19 protein-coding genes and 2 pseudogenes are annotated in these 17,305 nt (G+C 35.9%); 7 read left to right on the plus strand and 14 right to left on the minus strand.

The window, feature by feature from the left end; genetic code table 11:
- Both ACFCYJ_RS23230 and ACFCYJ_RS23235 read left to right on the plus strand, forming a co-directional pair.
- The coding region (locus ACFCYJ_RS23230; RefSeq protein ID WP_376077614.1) for an AAA family ATPase at nt 1-802 on the plus strand (802 nt) is incomplete at its 5' end.
- 122 nt (nt 803-924) lie between these two features.
- On the plus strand, nt 925-1,797 hold the full coding sequence (locus ACFCYJ_RS23235; protein WP_376077616.1) for a hypothetical protein: 873 nt from the start codon (nt 925-927) through the stop codon (nt 1,795-1,797).
- 492 nt (nt 1,798-2,289) lie between these two features.
- On the opposite strand, the gene ACFCYJ_RS23240 is transcribed toward ACFCYJ_RS23235, so the two are convergent.
- On the minus strand, nt 2,290-2,607 hold the full coding sequence (locus ACFCYJ_RS23240; RefSeq protein ID WP_376077618.1) for a hypothetical protein: 318 nt from the start codon (nt 2,605-2,607) through the stop codon (nt 2,290-2,292).
- A 199-nt stretch (nt 2,608-2,806) separates the two neighbouring features.
- Nucleotides 2,807-3,205: a VOC family protein gene (locus tag ACFCYJ_RS23245; protein WP_376077621.1), complete on the minus strand. Its 399-nt coding sequence runs from the start codon at nt 3,203-3,205 to the stop codon at nt 2,807-2,809.
- Between the two features lie 641 nt (nt 3,206-3,846).
- Between ACFCYJ_RS23245 and ACFCYJ_RS23250 the strand changes: the two are divergent.
- Together ACFCYJ_RS23250 and ACFCYJ_RS23255 are read left to right on the plus strand one after the other, a co-directional pair.
- Nucleotides 3,847-4,173 (plus strand): annotated as a pseudogene (locus ACFCYJ_RS23250) (DnaA N-terminal domain-containing protein); the annotation flags it as partial.
- 286 nt (nt 4,174-4,459) lie between these two features.
- A complete protein-coding gene (locus ACFCYJ_RS23255; RefSeq protein ID WP_376077623.1) occupies nt 4,460-4,780 on the plus strand; it encodes a hypothetical protein in 321 nt (106 codons plus the stop codon).
- Nucleotides 4,781-5,075: 295 nt separating this feature from the next.
- Here ACFCYJ_RS23255 and ACFCYJ_RS23260 read toward each other — a convergent pair whose 3' ends face one another.
- The 12 genes and pseudogenes from ACFCYJ_RS23260 to ACFCYJ_RS23315 all read right to left on the minus strand — a co-directional run bounded on the left by ACFCYJ_RS23260 (nt 5,076) and on the right by ACFCYJ_RS23315 (nt 15,153).
- Nucleotides 5,076-5,426 carry a YhjD family protein gene (locus ACFCYJ_RS23260; RefSeq protein WP_376077626.1) on the minus strand — a complete coding sequence of 117 codons (351 nt, stop codon included), beginning with the start codon at nt 5,424-5,426 and terminating at the stop codon, nt 5,076-5,078.
- Nucleotides 5,419-5,751 (minus strand): YolD-like family protein, encoded by a 333-nt coding sequence (locus ACFCYJ_RS23265; protein WP_376077628.1) that lies wholly within the window; start codon nt 5,749-5,751, stop codon nt 5,419-5,421. The genes ACFCYJ_RS23260 and ACFCYJ_RS23265 overlap by 8 nt, the downstream gene beginning before the upstream one ends.
- A 13-nt stretch (nt 5,752-5,764) precedes the next feature.
- The gene (locus ACFCYJ_RS23270; RefSeq protein WP_376077630.1) at nt 5,765-7,024 is read right to left on the minus strand and encodes a Y-family DNA polymerase; all 1,260 of its coding nucleotides are present in this window, start codon (nt 7,022-7,024) and stop codon (nt 5,765-5,767) included.
- Nucleotides 7,021-7,242 carry a transcriptional regulator gene (locus ACFCYJ_RS23275; RefSeq protein WP_376077633.1) on the minus strand — a complete coding sequence of 74 codons (222 nt, stop codon included), beginning with the start codon at nt 7,240-7,242 and terminating at the stop codon, nt 7,021-7,023. Before ACFCYJ_RS23275 ends, ACFCYJ_RS23270 begins: the two co-directional genes overlap by 4 nt.
- An 841-nt stretch (nt 7,243-8,083) precedes the next feature.
- Nucleotides 8,084-9,514 (minus strand): DHA2 family efflux MFS transporter permease subunit, encoded by a 1,431-nt coding sequence (locus ACFCYJ_RS23280; protein ID WP_376077636.1) that lies wholly within the window; start codon nt 9,512-9,514, stop codon nt 8,084-8,086.
- Between the two features lie 124 nt (nt 9,515-9,638).
- A pseudogene (locus tag ACFCYJ_RS23285) lies at nt 9,639-10,450 on the minus strand (FecCD family ABC transporter permease).
- A 51-nt stretch (nt 10,451-10,501) separates the two neighbouring features.
- Complete coding sequence (locus ACFCYJ_RS23290) at nt 10,502-11,494, minus strand: ABC transporter substrate-binding protein (protein WP_376077639.1); 993 nt, start codon at nt 11,492-11,494, stop codon at nt 10,502-10,504.
- On the minus strand, nt 11,487-12,848 hold the full coding sequence (locus ACFCYJ_RS23295; protein ID WP_376077642.1) for an NtaA/DmoA family FMN-dependent monooxygenase: 1,362 nt from the start codon (nt 12,846-12,848) through the stop codon (nt 11,487-11,489). Before ACFCYJ_RS23295 ends, ACFCYJ_RS23290 begins: the two co-directional genes overlap by 8 nt.
- Before the next feature lie 308 nt (nt 12,849-13,156).
- Nucleotides 13,157-13,987 carry an AraC family transcriptional regulator gene (locus tag ACFCYJ_RS23300; protein ID WP_376077644.1) on the minus strand — a complete coding sequence of 277 codons (831 nt, stop codon included), beginning with the start codon at nt 13,985-13,987 and terminating at the stop codon, nt 13,157-13,159.
- A 513-nt stretch (nt 13,988-14,500) separates the two neighbouring features.
- Nucleotides 14,501-14,623 (minus strand): hypothetical protein, encoded by a 123-nt coding sequence (locus ACFCYJ_RS23305; protein ID WP_376077646.1) that lies wholly within the window; start codon nt 14,621-14,623, stop codon nt 14,501-14,503.
- 41 nt (nt 14,624-14,664) lie between these two features.
- Entirely contained in the window at nt 14,665-14,886 is a 222-nt protein-coding gene (locus ACFCYJ_RS23310) for a transcriptional regulator (RefSeq protein ID WP_376077647.1), read from the minus strand.
- A 120-nt stretch (nt 14,887-15,006) separates the two neighbouring features.
- Entirely contained in the window at nt 15,007-15,153 is a 147-nt protein-coding gene (locus ACFCYJ_RS23315) for a hypothetical protein (RefSeq protein WP_376077650.1), read from the minus strand.
- A 51-nt stretch (nt 15,154-15,204) separates the two neighbouring features.
- On the opposite strand from ACFCYJ_RS23315, the gene ACFCYJ_RS23320 reads away from it, so the two are divergent.
- The 3 genes from ACFCYJ_RS23320 to ACFCYJ_RS23330 all read left to right on the plus strand — a co-directional run bounded on the left by ACFCYJ_RS23320 (nt 15,205) and on the right by ACFCYJ_RS23330 (nt 17,268).
- Nucleotides 15,205-15,894, plus strand: coding sequence for a cupin domain-containing protein (locus ACFCYJ_RS23320; protein ID WP_376077699.1), 690 nt, complete (start codon nt 15,205-15,207; stop codon nt 15,892-15,894).
- Nucleotides 15,895-16,045: 151 nt separating this feature from the next.
- The gene (locus ACFCYJ_RS23325) at nt 16,046-16,333 is read left to right on the plus strand and encodes a hypothetical protein (RefSeq protein ID WP_376077652.1); all 288 of its coding nucleotides are present in this window, start codon (nt 16,046-16,048) and stop codon (nt 16,331-16,333) included.
- 443 nt (nt 16,334-16,776) lie between these two features.
- Nucleotides 16,777-17,268, plus strand: coding sequence for a DUF3231 family protein (locus ACFCYJ_RS23330; RefSeq protein WP_376077655.1), 492 nt, complete (start codon nt 16,777-16,779; stop codon nt 17,266-17,268).
- Nucleotides 17,269-17,305 lie beyond the last annotated feature (37 nt).

Consider the following 17,305-nt stretch of genomic DNA (forward strand, 5'->3'; position numbering starts at 1 on the left):
GTATAAAATTATTAGAGAAAATGGTGGGGATGTTAAAGATACCTTGAGTGAAGGAGAAAAGACATTTATTACATTCTTATATTTTTATCAACTGTTGAAAGGTAGTAATAGTAAAGAAGAAATTGCTGCAGATAAAACAGTGGTTATTGATGATCCAATTTCAAGCTTAGACAGTAATGTTCTCTTTATGGTGAGCAGCTTAGTCAGACAGATTATGTTTGATATAAAAAATAACTCTACTGATATTAAACAACTATTTGTTTTTACGCATAACATATATTTTCATAAAGAAATTACTTTTAATAAAGGTAAGAAAAGTTACGGTGAAGGAGGCTTTTGGATTGTTAGAAAAAGAAATAATATAACTTCTATTACACAATACTCAGAAAATCCAATAAAAACATCATATGAATTACTTTGGAAGGAGTTGAAAAATAAAGATAATCAAAGCCTTGTCTCCATTCAAAATGTTATGAGAAGGATATTAGAAAATTATTTTAAATTTTTCGGAAATATTAATATTGACAATTTAGAAGAAAAATTTGAGTTCGAAGAAAAAATGATATGTCGCTCACTAATTTCTTGGATAAATGATGGATCACATTCTATAAATGAAGACTTATTTGTCGAAACTAATAACGACTTAGTTCAGCGATATTTTGAAGTATTTAAAAAGATCTTTACTATTGAAGGACATAAAGCTCATTTTGATATGATGATTGGTGATTATCAAATGGGACCAATCAAAACTGCAAGCGTTGAGATAAATTCTGAGAAAGCAGTTGCAAGTACAACAGTATAATTTAATTGATATACGTAAAACATTCATGAGCGATTGTTCTCACCGTATTTTTCACAGAAAATAATCTTATACCAAAGTCTCAAAATATATTAAATAAGAGGATTAAAAAAGGAGAGATAATTTTGAAAGAAAATATTACACAACCAGTACCAAAGTTAGGACATTCTTGTTACCTAGATATGATATCTACTAGCTCATCCCCTGAAGCAAAAGCAAATGCCGCAAGAAGATACGCTGAAATGATGATAGACTTATTTTTAAGCGAGAAAGCAAAAGAACGCTTGGGAGAGGATAAATTCAAAAAATTAGGGCTTGGTGACCAAATCAAAGAGATTCGGAATGATTTTAACAAAGAAGTAGTTGACGCATTATTTAATATTAAAAATATTGGAGATAGAGGCTCTCACTACTCTCCTGATAAACAATTAAGTGAAGAAGAAGTAAATAAAATTTCAAAGACAGCGCTAGGTTTATTCACTTTAATATTAATTGATTATTTCAAAAAGAACAGATTTGATAAAACAATTATGACTCCTACAATTTTCAGTACATTATTTCCAGAGGTAAGAGCAAATGTACTTTCACGTTTACTTAATAATGGAATTTTAACAGAGGATTATGATAAAGGAATATTACATAAGTATATCCTTGCACTAGTGAAAAGTAGAAAGACAGACAAAGCAAAAAAATTATTAGAAAATAAATACAAAAAAGGATTAATAGAAATAGATTTTTATAAGCAAGAGGAAGATAGTATTCTGCAAATCGAGGAAGGAATGAAAAAAGAAGAACTTCCCGTACCTAAAAAGATTAATGATTGTAAAAGAAATTTTGATGCTGTTATTAATTCCTTAGATCAGGATGAACGAATTAAAAATAAAGAGTTAATTAAAATCATTTCTACACTACTTCATGAAATAAGTCCGAGCGAATTTGGTTCTTCCATTCCAAATAAAAGATACCCAGTACAAGTTTATTTCAATATAGAAGATTAAACGTCCAGCTTTAGGTTGGGAATAAAGTTTGATTAAAATTATTTTATAAGTTCTTATTTAATGAGATTCTTTTTTTCGGATTAATAAAAAAAGACAAAAATATCGCGCCTTTTTTATAAACATCGTAACTTAACTTTATTTTAATTCCACACTAACACCTCGGTATTAGTATGAAATGGAAGAGTATTTTTGTACATCTTTATTCAGGCAGGAATGTACACATTTAAATCAGCATTAATATCCTATTATTCGATAATACCTCCGACCAGCTGTTGCCCCTTTTAGAAATCGTAAAGATACTGTAGCTTTTGAATAAAGTTCGATTAAAAGTAAGTTGCAAATGCTGATTTTATACAGAAAGAAACCAACTATTTTGAAACAAAGTTTGATCAAAACAGTTGGTTCTTTATTTATCTAGTTTGATTTTTATAATAAAGATTGATTATTACTGGATGTGAATCTTCAATTAAAGCACCCCGTTAGTAAAAATAATTATAATTTCACTGTACAAATTTTATGGATGATTTGACCATCTATTTCCGTTTGTCCTGTACAGACACCGATTTGCAATTTGTTATAAACAGCCCATTGAGGAAAAAGGGATGCTAAATATTTAATTATCTTTCCATCAGGTGTTGCATATCCTACATTATTTTTATCACTTAAATAGGCAACAAAATCTGGATATAATGCTTCTGTCCATTCTTTAACTTCAAACTCCGAATCAAAAATACGGTTATCCTCTTTATAGCTTCCATTTATCCATTTAACATTTTCCATTGAATCCACCACATCTCCAATTTTCTCCACAACTATTGCTATATTATTATGCTAACCTGCCCTGTTAGTTCAATAAAGAAAAAAAGAGCTGCATTATGCAACTCAATGATCTTTAAGTAAAGCACCCCGTTAGCCATCCATGAAGCGCCAAAAATCAACACATAAAATTATTCTCCAATTAACACCACCAAAGGAAGCCTCATGACGTAAAGCCCCGTTAATACAATACTTAAACTCCCGCTTTTCCGATAATAGCTTTTATCCGCGCTTGTTCTTCAGTCTTATCCATGTATTCAAAAAATCCAAGACGATTTCCCCAAGGGTCCGTAAATGTTCCCCATTTAGCTGAAACTTCTGGTCTTGAGTAAATTTCAAAGTTATCAATGTTAAGTTCTTTTATAAGTCTTTCTCTTTCAGCTTCGATATTTGTAACACCTAAACGTAAAGGGCCATTTCCTTCAATAAGATTCCCCTCTGCTACTTGTAACCAACAACCAGGTATAACTTCCCACTCTACAAAACCATCATGTGGTATGAAATCCGGTTTCTTATTTAACAGTGTTTCATACCACTTATGCCCTTCTTCGATATTAGATACTCGTACTTGAGTAGTCATTTCAAAAATCATTTTAACCCCTCCAAATTATGGTATGTATATTCTTTTCAATACATTTGATTAAAAACCCTTTAATCAAAGCAATTATCCCGAGGCATAATTGCTTTCGGAGGCTTTAACTTTTTTCTTTGGTTCCTCAACTTACTGTATCAGTAAATTGCGACAAAAAGATTTGTCAATAAGTAGAAAAAAAGAGTGCTTTCGCCCCTTTTTGTCTCATTGGAGAGAAAATTGAGAGAACATGTTATATACTCAAATAGTACATATTCAGAAAACGAGGTATCCACCAATTATGGAAGCGTTGAATGAAATAAAGCAACGCTTGGATAGGTGGATCAACATCTTATAGTCGAAAGTAAACTTGACTTATTTCAAAAAACAGCCGATTTGCGTCATACTACTTTACTACACTAAATAACATAGGAGTAATCAACATGACAAACTAAAACTTAATTTTCGAATTGCTACAAGAAATTAAGCAAGAACACCAAAAGACAAATCAACGTCTAGATAAAATTGAACAGCGTCTTGATAGAGTAGACCAGAATATCAATTTTTTAACTGAAGAAATTAGGAAGCTACAAACGGTTAATGGCCAAGCAATGTATGAAATATCAGAACCTACAAAGCAAAAATTTGAAGTAAATGGACAAATGCCAGACGTTAACTTAAAGAACTCAGTACAGGAGACTGGCAGCTTGGAAGAACATTTAGAAGAACTTTGGAATAATGTCCTGACTCGGGTTGGACAAGAAATTTCTAAACCTAGCTTCGAAACGTGGATAAAGTCTACTAAATTACTGTCCTATAATAGGAGTAACTCAACTGTGACGATTTCTGCGCCAAATTCGTTTGCTCGGGACTGGCTTGAGAATCACTATATGCATTTGATTAAATGTATATTTACGGAGCTTACAGGTGAAGAGTCGCTTATTAACTTTGTTGTTCAAAACCAGGACCCCGCCGATTTTGACTTACCTACAATGAGCTAGCCAAGCGTAAGAGTTGATGGTGAAGCTACTATCTATAGAAGACCTTGAATCACATGAAAAGATGCTAAAGGAATTTTTACGTTTTAGTTAGGAGAATAACTCGAAAGAAGAGAACAAGATTTTTTCAGAGTGTATTTTAGAAGCTCTCTCAGAGGAAGAAAAGTATATGGGATATATTAAAACTAAAGAAAAAAGCATGAAAACAGTTGATAAATATTAACCTCCTCTTCCATACTTCCCTATTTTATAATGATAACAAAGAGAGGTAGTTTAAATGGAACAACACGATTATTACCACAATCTACTGAAAAGACTTTGTAAAGTACACAATATTTCTCCTCGAAAAGTTAGATTTGAGAATGTCGAAGATGTAGTAATTATTCGCGTTAAAAATCATTTGAAAGAAGGAGTAGATTTGGAATGTTTTAAAATTTTAAATCTTATTCTTCAAACAGTCGTACCTTTAGGTATAAAGTTCAATCAACAATTATATTTATATCCAGGAGGAAATAGATTAGATAGAGTTGCAATAACTTTTGAAAAAGATGATTATGTGCTATTAAACGGACAACTAGAAGCCGGTGAAATAAATTAAAGGGTAGCTTAACGCTACCTCTTTTTCCTCCTACAGTAAGCTGTGAGCCGCTTCGAGATGGGAATTCTCAGAGTCGTACATTTACTTTTAATAACAAATACATAAAATTACTTTCAACTCAAATGGAGTAAGATACCTTACATGCAAAATTGGTATTCTACACCCATTTGCATCAATTATGCCTCGGCATAATTGCGTCCGGAATCGGCTTTGTGCATAGGTACGCATCCTTTACAAAATGGAGTTTTTGCATTTGCTAATAAATAAAGGTTGAAGGAAACTTTTTAATCAATCTTTATTCTAAAGCAACACTTATATGATTAATCAACAACTTTTCCACCTGTGATTTAAGAGCTTGATTTGCATAACGGAGTACTACATCATTACCTGTAGTGGCAACTTGCACGTCACTAAAGTATTCATCTACTGGTTGCCACCCTACTACTCGTATACGTTTTTGTGCAAGTTCTCGTTTGAGGTTAAAATATTCTTGTCTTAGATCCTTTAGCAATGAATCCATCATTGGAAGAAATACCGTTTTCATTTTAAACTGCTCTAATTTACAATAGTCAACTTGCAATGATTTAACTGCTAGCTCTAACAAAAGATACTTATGAAGTAGCTGTCTTTCGTCGGGTTTAATCATAATAATCAGCATCCAGTTGGGCCGATTGAATACTTTGGATTGGAATACTTTTCGTGTTAAGTAGTGTTTCAAGTATGAGTTCATTAGTATTAATCGATTTAATTATTCCAGTCCATTGTGTGATTTTGTAGTCCTTCCACACTTCTAATTTTATGTCCAATTGCTGATTAAAAGCTTGATCAATTGTTTTTTGTAGTTCTTCCAGTTCCCACTCAGTCAATTCTCTTGGCTGTTCTGTACACTCTTGTTTATACTCTCTAAGAAGCTCTAAATGCTCCGGCAACATCATCGATGCCCATTTAATATTACCTCTGTCTTGTATCATAAATAAATCACTCCTATGCCAAATGACCACCAACTAAGCGATCTCGATTAATAGCTGTACCAGCTTTTGTGAAAGAAATGGCTCTTAATATTGAGGTAGCTCCAAACCTGTTGCGTATTGCATCCATTGTAGGACCGATTATTTGACGCTGTGGCTTACGATCATCGAATAAATCTAATTGGATACTATGCTCTCTTTCCAGGTTGGATATTCTAACTGATAACTGACGTGCAGGCTCTCCTGCAAAGTGTTCGTCTAGTAATTCAATACAAGTTCTATACATCACAAGTGTTTCACTTGTTGGTACTGCAATCGTTTTAGATCGATGGAATCCTTTGGTCATAGCGTTTCGACTATAAGAAAGACCCATACTAATTGTACGTCCAACATAACCTGCATCCCGCGTTCGCTTCATTACGTCCTCACACATTTCAAGGAGCACTACAGAGATTTCTTTGCGTGTATGGTAATCCCTCATCAGCATTTGGCCCTTCCCAAAACTTAAAGCTCCGTTTGTTATTAACGGCTCCCCTAATTTGGATAAATCGATTCCCCATGCATGGTAATAGAGTTGATTGCCCATTACACCAAAGCGCTTTTCTAATCCTTTTAGATCTGTATTAGCCAAACCCCCGACTGTTTGTATCCCCATAGCATTTAGATTTGCTTCCATCTGTTTACCGATTCCCCACATTTCAGAAAGGGGTCGAACTGGCCATAATTTCTTTGGAATATCTTCATACGTCCATTTAGCAAAGCCTGTTTTCTTTGCTTCAAGGTCTAAAGCTAATTTGGCTATTAACATATTTGGTCCCATACCTACTGCACTAGGTATATTAAATTGGTCAAGAATAGCCTTTTGTATTTCCTTAGCCGCTTCTTCAGGTGAACCCCAAAGCTTTTCAGTGCCAGTTAAATCAACAAAACTTTCGTCTACACTATACACATGTATAGCATCAACTGGGACGTAATTAGAGATCAATTTTGTAATCGTCATCGACATTTGAATAAAGAAACTCATTTTAGGCTCAAACAATCTAATGTCAGGATGTTTAGGTATTTCATAACGACGACTACCAGTTTTGATACTAAATTTTTCTTTCATTAAGGGAGATGCAGCAAGCACTACGCTACCTGGTTGGTCAAAATTTGCTACTACTGCAACTGGCGTTTTTAAAACATCTAGCCCATGTAACATCGCTACGATACTGGCGTAAAAGCATTTCATATCGATACACATAATAGGTCTATTGGGCATACTCTCATAATTCATACAACTTCACGTCCCTTACTAACAAAAGGAATAAGGGCTAGAACGTTACTGATCAAAAAAGTACGTTTTGCATGTCTTGTAAAACAAAATGCTTGAAACGAATCACCAACAATTTTAATAACTTTTACACGCCTTTTTGTTATGGAACCATCTTTTGCTACATACATCATGTTCACTAATTGTTTGCGCTGCATAGCTTTAATCAGTTGTTCTCTCATCGTAGTTTCCTCCCAATACCTCTCGCAATTTTTAAAATCGGCTAATCACTATATCTAGACTTTCAATTTCTACCTATGTCCCTACTGGTAAAGGATCAACTTCCACAAATTGAATCGCATCTACCTTTTTTTATTAAGCAAATTATTCTCTTCTAATGCACTTGCAAGAGAGATTATACTTGACTGATCAATAAAACACCCCAATCCATCCTTCATAATTTTCTTATCAATTTTGTTAATAAAAACATTCAGCTCTGTATCATCCCTCGTTCTTTATAGACATGGAACAATAACAAGAACATTATCGAGAATAAAAGTACGCTATTGACTATCTTAATTATTTTGATATACCTTTTCGTGATGACTCCAGACTTTGTAATGTACATCATATTTACTAACTGATTGTGTTGCAGCCCTTTTATTAACTGATCTTTCATTGTTTTTACTCCCCCTCCGCAACAAAAAGAACGTTCGTTCGTATATATTATACGTACAAACGTTCTTTTTTAGAAGTGGTAATTTTTGGATCATTCCTTTTAACTGATCAAGAATCGATTTAAAGTCCTACAATTCTCTAATACCTCGGAAGTTTCTCAATGGATTCCTACAGTTCTAATTCTTTCTAATATAAATGGTATTGTAAATTTTCAGGACTTACATGTTGAATTAACTGCATGATTGATTATCCTTATAACAGATGCACTAAAGATTTTGTTTAGATAGGACTTACAACAATACAGGATTTGCAGATGTTTTTCTATTTTTATCCTCGCATTATGATGTCAACCACTGGTTTTTGCTTTGAGCCATGAAATAAGAGTTTTAAATTATTCAGTAAGTCCTATTTAACATGAGAAGATTTGATGAAGAAGGAAATAATTAAACCAACCATAGCTATAATTAGGGTGAATATAAAGGAGTCCTGTACTCCCGCTGTTAATGAAGCTCTAATTGAAGAAGGGTCAGATAGATCAGTCATATTGTTCATATATCTTTTCTGAGAAGCGGACATAATCGTAATCGCAACTGCAGTGCCAATTGCTCCCGACATTTGCTGTAATGTATTCATTAAAGCAGTACCATCTGGGTAAAGTTTTTTAGGTAATTGATTTAGTCCATTTGTCTGAGCAGGCATCAAAACCATCGATACACCTAAAAATAGAATGGAGTGCATCACAATCACCATAGTAACCGGCGTTTCAATGGTAACGTTTGACATAATCCATAACATGATAAGCATGATTGCAAATCCAGGTATAACAAGTCCTCTTGGTCCGAATTTGTCAAAGATACGACCTGTGATTGGGGACATTAATCCATTCAGCACACCACCTGGCAACAAAACAAGCCCCGCGGTAAATGCAGTCAATGCTAGTCCTGTTTGCAAATATAATGGCAACAAAATCATCGTGGACATTATTACCATGAAGCAAATAAATACGGCCAATAAACCTAGAGTAAACATTGGATATTTTAATACACGTAAATCAAGCATCGGTTTATCCATTTTTAATTGTCGCAAAGAAAACAAGGTAAGTGCAGCAAGACCTATAATAATCATCGTGATCACAATCGTACTTCCCCAGCCATTCTCACCCGCGCTGCTAAAGCCATAGACAATTCCTCCAAAGCCAATCGAAGATAGAATAATAGATAATATATCAATTTTGGGTTTAGTTATGGTTGATACATTCTGCATATACACTATACCCGATACCAACGCAAGAATCAGAAAAGGTAAACAAACCCAGAAAATCCAATGCCAAGTCAGTTTTTCAAGAATTAATCCTGAGATTGAGGGTCCAACTGCGGGTGCAAACATAATGACTAATCCTATTAGTCCCATTGTTGCACCTCTCTTATTGACGGGAAAAATCAATAAGATCGAATTAAACATCAGAGGCAGCAATAATCCCGTACCTATAGCTTGAATCACTCGAGAAAACATTAATACTTCGAAACTTGGTGCAAGAGCTGCGACTAGTGTCCCCATAATTGAAAAAATCAATGACACAATAAATATTTGACGTGTACTAAACCATTGAAGTAAGAGACCCGAGACAGGAACTAATATTCCCAAGGTCAATAAATAACCTGTTGTCAGCCATTGAACCGTGGAAGAACTAATAGAAAATACTTGTATTAAATCCCCGAGAGCCATGTTTAAAGCCGTTTCACTGAACAATCCAATGAAACCAGCAATTAAGAAAGAAATTAATATTGGAGTAGTTTTAATCACTTTTGTTTGCTGTGTTTCTACTGTTAATGACATAAATAATCCACCTAAAATTTTATTTTGTTATAAGCTTGTCGTTAGTCTTAGCAGATTAATTTTAATGGCAATTTCTTCTGCACTTCTTTTTTTGTACAATGAGTGGCTTCCTTCTCTCTTTACTCTACTTTCTTTTTTTAAACAGCAGATATACGAAATAAGGAACACCGATAACGGAGATCACAATACCTACAGGCAGTTCAGCTGGAGCAAAGATCGTCTTTCCGATAAAATCCCCGACTAACACCATAAGCATGCCGATTGCTCCGCAGACAGATATTACATATTTATAATGAATACCGACTAGTCTTCTAGCCATATGAGGGGCAATTAAGCCAATAAATCCAACGCTTCCTGCTACAGATACACATGCGCTAACTAACCCGACGCAGCATAAAAGAAAAATCATTCTTTCCCGGTCTTTCTTTAAACCTATTCCTATGGCTGATACCTCATCCAAATTTAATAGGTTAAGTCTGTGCGATCTCCACCAAATGATTGGAATAAAAATTATTATCCATGGCAATACCGCTAATATATGAGTCCAAGTCGTACAATAAAGGCTACCTGATAACCAAACAGTCGCCATTTCAAAATCTTGTGGGTCCATCTTTAATGAAATATAAAGAGTAATGGCCCCAAAACCTGAACTAAAGGCAATCCCTACTAAACATCGGCCACGCCCATAATCGAAGGGGAGGCAAGATAATTTCTTGTCATCCCCTGCATTAAAGCTCCTGAAACCGCCATGAAGGCGCCAACCAACAGCGCCCCTATCACACGCGAAAGGCGCGATGTTTGAATGATTAAATGCTCCATATTCTCTGAATCAAAATGAAAAAGCGCCTGCCACATCATTTCATAACTCATTGATTTCAAACCATAGAAAAGAGACACGACTATTGTCACACTGAACAGAATGCATAATACGACAATTAGAACAAACTTATGGCTTAATAACGATTTATTCCTCCCTGCTCCATTCCATTACTTGTTCAGATACTTTTGCACACTTTCTAAAAACTTGATTCGACTATAAACAGGGCCTCCTTCCATAAGCGGATCAACCACGTTGACATATACGTGATCGTGTTTAAAGGCATTAATATTTTGGATAATTGGATTCTTCTTTAAGTCTTCGAATGCATTTTCCGCATCTTTGTTATCACTCATAGAGAATTGCACAAACAAATAGTCTGGATTCATTTCCGCCAATTGCTCGACAGAGATCGCATCTTGCAATTTCGCCATGCCTACCTGTTCTGGCATTTCTAAACCAATGTCATTGTATAAAAAAGGGTTAAAGTCTACATGTTTCGCAAAAATGTAAGTTTGCCCTCCGCGAATACGAACAGCGGCTACTTTTTTACCTTGAAGTTTTTCTTTTAACGATGCTTTTACTGCTTGTGTATCTGTTTTATATTGGGATAGAATTTTTTCTGCCTCTGCTTGCTTTCCAGTTAATTCACCCATTAATTTCAAGTTATCTTCCCAGTTTGTAGAAACGTGCGACACCAAAATAGTGGGAGCAATTTTTTGCAATTTCTCCTCCACCTCTTTTGGGAACTTGGTTGAACCTAAAATAACGTCTGGATTCAATTGCAATATCTTCTCCAAGTTAGGTTGTCTTTTTTCACCAATTGATTCCGCCTTGCCCGTTACTGAAGCAAACATTTCTGGAAACTTTCCGCCTACCGATATCGCCCCTACTGGATGAACGTCAAGCATTACCGCATCTTCCATTGCTTCCATAGCCCCAATCACAATTTTTTCTGCTTTTTGTGGAACGGTATACTTTTCACCGAGATACTCAATCGTTCTTGTTTCGCCTGTTCCTGCATTGTCCACTTGAGATTGCGCTGATTCTCCGTTGCTGCTGGAGGTTGAGTTTGATTTGCTCTGTTTGTCTCCTCCTCCACATGCAGCCAAAACAATCATGAATGATGCTATCAAACCAGCTAGTATAAACTTTTTATTCATTCTTCTCTTGAACCCCTTTCAAAACAGTACCCCTATCATAATGATCAGTAGTATTAATCCCTAAATGCTCACGTAAGGTGATACCCGTATATTCATTTCTGAACAAACCTCTTTCAACCAACTGCGGCATCAGCTTTTCAAAAAATAGTTTCAAAGATTTTTCTGAACCACCCGGAATAGCTATAAATCCGTCAATAGCTCCAGCCTCAAATCGCTCAATTATATCGTTCAATACGTCTTCAACCGTTCCAACGGAAACCCAGTGAGCAGACCCGACAACCTCCGGCCTTGCTAATACCTCTTCCACTGTAGGCTGATGATTTGTAATATACCGGCGCAACAGCTCAGCATGTGTTCGGCTGCGGACTGGCTGATTCGGATCGGGAAGCATATCGGAAGTTACGTGACGATCCAAAGCAAAGCTACTCAAATCAAGACCCAGTACTGATTTAAGCGATGCATGTCTGCGCTCAACAGTCAAATGTGCGTGTGCAGCCTTATGTAATTCATGGGCTTCTTCACGAGTTTCGGCCAAGAAAAAATATAAACCTGGCAAAACTTTTATGGCGTCCGGATCGCGCCCATGCTCCATAGTTCTTTTTCTCAGATCATTTCGCAATTCCACTCCCGATTCAAGGTCTGGCATCGCTGCAAAAATAGCATCCGCTATTGAAGAGGCGAAATTTCGTCCTGTATCCGACGCACCTGCTTGAAATAAAGGAATTGGCCCCGATTTATGGGCAGGCAAAGTAAGTGGTCCCTTAACACTAAAAAACTCACCTGAATGATTAATTGGGGAAACCTTATCCTTATCAGAAAACATGCCTGACTCACGATCAATAACAATGGCTTCATTCGGAAAACTTTCCCAGAGTTTGCGTACGACCTCAGTAAATTCAATTGCTTTCGCATATCTTTCTTGGGGTAAAGGCATAGGTGACTCACTGAAATTTTCGGCACCTTCAATAGAAGTGACAATATTCCAGCCAGCACGTCCATTGCTTAGCCAATGCAAAGACTGAAGCTGTCTAGCAACAACATACGGTGGATTAAAAGTCGTAGAAATAGTCGTAACTAACCCGATCCGCTCTGTTTCACGAGCAATCGCTGCAAATATCATAGTAGGGTCAGGACTACCGAAATTAGCGGAATCGCCAAGCATCTGTGGGCTAACAAAAAGATAATCCGCCCTGAAAAGAAAATCGAGCTTTGACCTCTCCGCCATCTTTGCCAAATCAATGTAAGGGTCAATTGAACCCATTTTTTCCACACCGCTGTCTGGGTGCCGCCAGTCGCCTCCTTTCAACCAAGCAGATAAGACTAAGCCAATACATAATTGTCTATTCGCAGTCAATATTCACCAATCCCTTCCCATATAGTAAAAATAGTTTTGCGCCCATGAAATACTCTGATCAGATGTTACCTCTAAAAGGCTATTAGTTAATAATGATTCTCATTATCGATTACAGTGTAACAAGGTCTGCAACAAATGCAAATACACAAATCACAAATACTATATGCATTATTATCTAATCCAGGTTTGCTGAATGATGATTTAGCCGACATGTAGGATAAGGCTGGAAGGAAAGAATGTGACAAAAGGGAAAAAGCCTGCACTCTAGGTTCATCACCAGTTGCAGGCGTAATATATAAATCAGTAATTCACTTTATATGATTATCTAAATTATGTATGTATGCGGAGGGAGACACACCAAATTTCTTTTTAAACACTCTACTGAAATATAGCGGATTGGTATAACCGACACTAATAGCAATATCATGGATGGGGAAATTGCTTACTTTAAGTAAGTCACTCGCTCTTTCCATACGATAATTGATAAGATAGTCAATTGGACGAAATCTAGTATGTTTGTGAAAGAAGTAGGAGAAGCGCTTGGGACTCATTGCATGTAGCTCCGCCAATTCGTCGAGTGTCAACGGATTCATATAATGCCGGTGTATGTATGCAATAGCCTCCTCTATCACCATTTCACTTGGAGAACTACCACTCTCCCGATGCTTACACCCCACCAAAACTTGATGCATGACACTTAGAAATAACTCCTTGACACGAAGCTTCCCAATACCTCTAAGTGTATTGGCATTCTGATGAAGCATGATAAGTAATTCTAGCACTCTCGGATTTGCTCCCGCTTCCAGTTTGAAATGAGAGTCGCATTCATGACCGCTATATACTTCGTCTAACTTGTCAAATCTATAAAACAGTAAATAGTACTCGTACTCTGATTGACTTAAAACTTGCGCGTCCAGTTGCATGCCTGGAGCCACATGAATTACTGAGCCTGGATGTAATTCATAGACAGTTCCATTCACACTCATTCTAGCCTCTCCACGAATTACAAAAAGAAATCCATGCCGGACAGCCCTAAATTCACTTAGTATACTTTTCGGCTGGATGACTAAACGGTGAACACCTTCTATATCATAGAAACCTCTAGCAAATATCTCGGCTAATTTATCCAAATCTATCATGATAATGCACCTGCTCCCTATCCAAACATTGTACATCTGGGTTACTTTCATTAATGCCAAACAACAAATCTATTTCTCGAGATATAAGCCTAACCGCTATTTATTGGGGATCAGTCAGGCTACACACAGTCAATATTGCCACCCCTTTCTATATAGTAAAAATAGTTTTGTCCCATGAAATACTCTAATCAGATATTACCACTAGAAGACTATTAGTTAATAATGATTCTCATTATTAACTAATAGTCTAGCAAGGTCTGCAACAAATGCAAATACACAAATCACAAATGCTATATGCATTATTATCTAATACAGGTTTACCGAAAGATGATTTAGCCGATATTGTAAGAGCCTTGTTAACTTCCACATACAATTTCCAATGTTTATTTCCTTCATCATATTGTATCTCTATTTAGTCAAAATCGTTAGTCCTTAAGGCTTGGTATAATATATCTCCTAAAAAACACGAACATAAACGTCTATTTCCCGTTTTGATTTTAAATTTTTCCTTCATCATTGGTGAGGCTGCCAGTACGATACTACCGGTAGCTCAAAGTTGCCAATAACTGCAATGGGATCTTTCAAGACATCTAAACCTTCTAGCATTGCCATACAGCTTGTGTAAAAGCATTTCATGTCACTACAAAAATTGTCCTTGTGCGGCAGATTGTCGTAATTCATATCACCTCACGCTTCCGGTGTGTAGCAGGCATTATTGCTAGAACATTGTTAATAATAAACGTACGCTTTGCCTGCCTCGTAAAGCAAAATGCTGTAAAGGAATCACCAACAATCTTTATGATTTTCACACGCCTTTTCGTAATAACACCAGACTTGGCTACATACATCATGCTAACTACTTGTTGACGCTGCATTGCTTTTATTAACTGTTCTTTCATCTTAGTTGCTCCTTTTCACTTTGTTATATGCACTGAGCACAGCAAGGCTGTTTTTCAAAACAGAACGAATGTTTGTATACCCATCATACGCACGTACGTTCCTAATTAGAAGAGGGAATTTTAGTTAATTTTAAAAAAGTCTTTAGAGGATAAATAAATCAATTTCGCCTTGGCCGTAATTGCCGCTGACGCTTCGCTTTCGCACAGAAAACATTTGTTCAATGAAGACAATGGGCGTTCGTGTAAGCCTATAATAGCTTTGTACATATTCTGTGCTTAAGACATGTATTGAAAATTAATTAGAGAAAGGATGTAAGTATTAGCTCAAATATTGACTATACTTCACCATCAACTCAGTTCACTTCTGATGTAAATGACAACACTCTTTTTAAAAAAGATGATCGAAATTTTATAAATATTCTAGGTGTAGAACAATTAAATACGTTAGAAAATATATCTTTGCTCGATATTTTTCTAAGTAGGAATAAGGTGATAGAGCCCCACTATCATCAAAATGCAGCAGAACTTGTTTATTGTATTTCTGGTGCTGCGATTGTTGCTATATTTAATCCCTTTACAAAAGAGATAAAAAACTATCCTATCGAGCCTGGCCAAGTCGCCAGTGTACCGCAAGGATGGTGGCATTATGAAATAGCTACTGAGAATGACACACATTTACTGGCTATTTTTGATGCGCCAACTCCCGAAGTTATTTTAGGTTCAGATATATTGAAATTTACACCTTCCAATGTTATGGCTCACACGTATTGTTTAGATGAAACTCAGTGGAAGAAAACAATTGCTCCTATTGTACCCTCAACATATATCGGTCCACCTAAAGACTGTAACCGTGTAAAATCAACTTCGGAAAATCAAAAAGATCAAAAGGAGCAAAAAGATCCTCATCATAAACATAAAAATAAGTATAGACCTTCAACTTCACAATTTATGAACCCATATCCGCCATATCACTATCCATATATGAATCCTTATGGCTCATATTATTAAGCAACAGTCAAAAAACGAAAAATCGCAATCGTTCATACGAGTGTATGACTCGAAATCATAAGCTCTACACCTTTCATCGCATAAAAATAAATAAAAAGGAAAATCTATATTTTAAGTCATAGCTTCGTTATTACTAAAAGAGGTGTAGAAAATGGAATTATTTCCAGTGATCCATACGAATTTTTGGGATGCTGTAATAGCCGTTCCAGCTGTGTTACTTATTACACAGCTAGTTAAGGTATTTATGCATGTTCAGCCTAAATATGTTCCCGCGATCGCCCTTGTTATTGGCTTGGTTATTTCTATCTTCATTAGCCATAGACATAATCTTATTGCTGGAATATTTATGGGCTTTTTTTATGGTTATGCAGCTATTGGAAACTTTGCTGCATTAAAAACAGCCATTAATAGTTTTAAAAGCAAGAAATTGAAGGAATGAACCTTTTAATTTGGAATGACATTTGTTTAAACGTATGCCGTGTATATTGTTGATTGGAGTGTTTGGGGATTTTGAGACCTTGCAGCGAAGCGACTCAGCAGGAACGGAAATCAACTCCACGTTATTGTGATGAATTCATTTTTATATGAATACTTTGAAGATTTATCGGAACAAAATCTCATTTTATCGGAACAATTTTAGCCTTTATCGGAATATTTTCTCGTTTTATCGGAACAATTTCAGTTTTTATCAACTATAGCGACTCCTTGGAGATTAGTCACAGATGAGACTCGGTGCGAGCAGCGCGGCTCATCTGTGGCCCCCAGGAAAGTCCCACGTTATGATTATCCCCCTTTTTATTGTAAAAAATGATTAGAATTTCATTTATTAACACATCCTAATCTCAAACAAATGCACGAGAACATGAGTTAGGATGTGTAATTATGGAATTGGCAAATGGGAATCTAACATCATTACGCTATAAGGAGATTTTTAAGATTTGGACGCAGATTGGCGTTAATAATGGCTATATAGCTTCAAATCATGCATTTTTCAAGCACGCTGTTGATAAAAAGTTGAAGGCTATTATTGTGGATTTTGTTCAATGTTTAAAAGAGGAAAATAAACAACTAACAGCGTTATTAAAGGACAATGGGGTACTTGCCCCTACGGCATTAATCGACTATGGGAAGTTGAAAATGAAAAATAGACGAGGAACAAAAGCCATTAATGATACAGAGATCAGCACCATTTTATCGATGAATATAGCTTCTTCAGTTATTTCAGTCAGTCAGGCTTTAGAAATGTCTGTGAAGAAGAAGCATACTGCGAAATATGGAGAGCTTCATATGAGGTATGCCATACTTGGCGCAAAGCTAATACAGCTCAGTAATGATCGAGGCTGGCTACTAGCGCCTGCTACAATTCAACGCTAAAAAGCTCTCGTTTCAATAAAACGAGAGCTTCAATATT

The organism is Lysinibacillus sp. NPDC056232, assembly GCF_042267565.1.
Taxonomy (GTDB): domain Bacteria; phylum Bacillota; class Bacilli; order Bacillales_A; family Planococcaceae; genus Lysinibacillus.

Coding starts and splice junctions, on each gene's coding strand:
- ACFCYJ_RS23315 (WP_376077650.1), bottom strand. CDS start 15,153: ATGTACAAAGCTATTATAGGCTTACACGAACGCCCATTGTCTTCATTG.
- ACFCYJ_RS23255 (WP_376077623.1), top strand. CDS start 4,460: ATGGAACAACACGATTATTACCACAATCTACTGAAAAGACTTTGTAAA.
- ACFCYJ_RS23305 (WP_376077646.1), bottom strand. CDS start 14,623: ATGAAATGCTTTTACACAAGCTGTATGGCAATGCTAGAAGGTTTAGAT.
- ACFCYJ_RS23290 (WP_376077639.1), bottom strand. CDS start 11,494: ATGAATAAAAAGTTTATACTAGCTGGTTTGATAGCATCATTCATGATT.
- ACFCYJ_RS23260 (WP_376077626.1), bottom strand. CDS start 5,426: ATGATTAAACCCGACGAAAGACAGCTACTTCATAAGTATCTTTTGTTA.
- ACFCYJ_RS23330 (WP_376077655.1), top strand. CDS start 16,777: ATGGAATTGGCAAATGGGAATCTAACATCATTACGCTATAAGGAGATT.
- ACFCYJ_RS23275 (WP_376077633.1), bottom strand. CDS start 7,242: ATGAGAGAACAACTGATTAAAGCTATGCAGCGCAAACAATTAGTGAAC.
- ACFCYJ_RS23265 (WP_376077628.1), bottom strand. CDS start 5,751: ATGATACAAGACAGAGGTAATATTAAATGGGCATCGATGATGTTGCCG.
- ACFCYJ_RS23325 (WP_376077652.1), top strand. CDS start 16,046: ATGGAATTATTTCCAGTGATCCATACGAATTTTTGGGATGCTGTAATA.
- ACFCYJ_RS23270 (WP_376077630.1), bottom strand. CDS start 7,024: ATGAATTATGAGAGTATGCCCAATAGACCTATTATGTGTATCGATATG.
- ACFCYJ_RS23300 (WP_376077644.1), bottom strand. CDS start 13,987: ATGATAGATTTGGATAAATTAGCCGAGATATTTGCTAGAGGTTTCTAT.
- ACFCYJ_RS23280 (WP_376077636.1), bottom strand. CDS start 9,514: ATGTCATTAACAGTAGAAACACAGCAAACAAAAGTGATTAAAACTACT.
- ACFCYJ_RS23310 (WP_376077647.1), bottom strand. CDS start 14,886: ATGAAAGAACAGTTAATAAAAGCAATGCAGCGTCAACAAGTAGTTAGC.
- ACFCYJ_RS23245 (WP_376077621.1), bottom strand. CDS start 3,205: ATGATTTTTGAAATGACTACTCAAGTACGAGTATCTAATATCGAAGAA.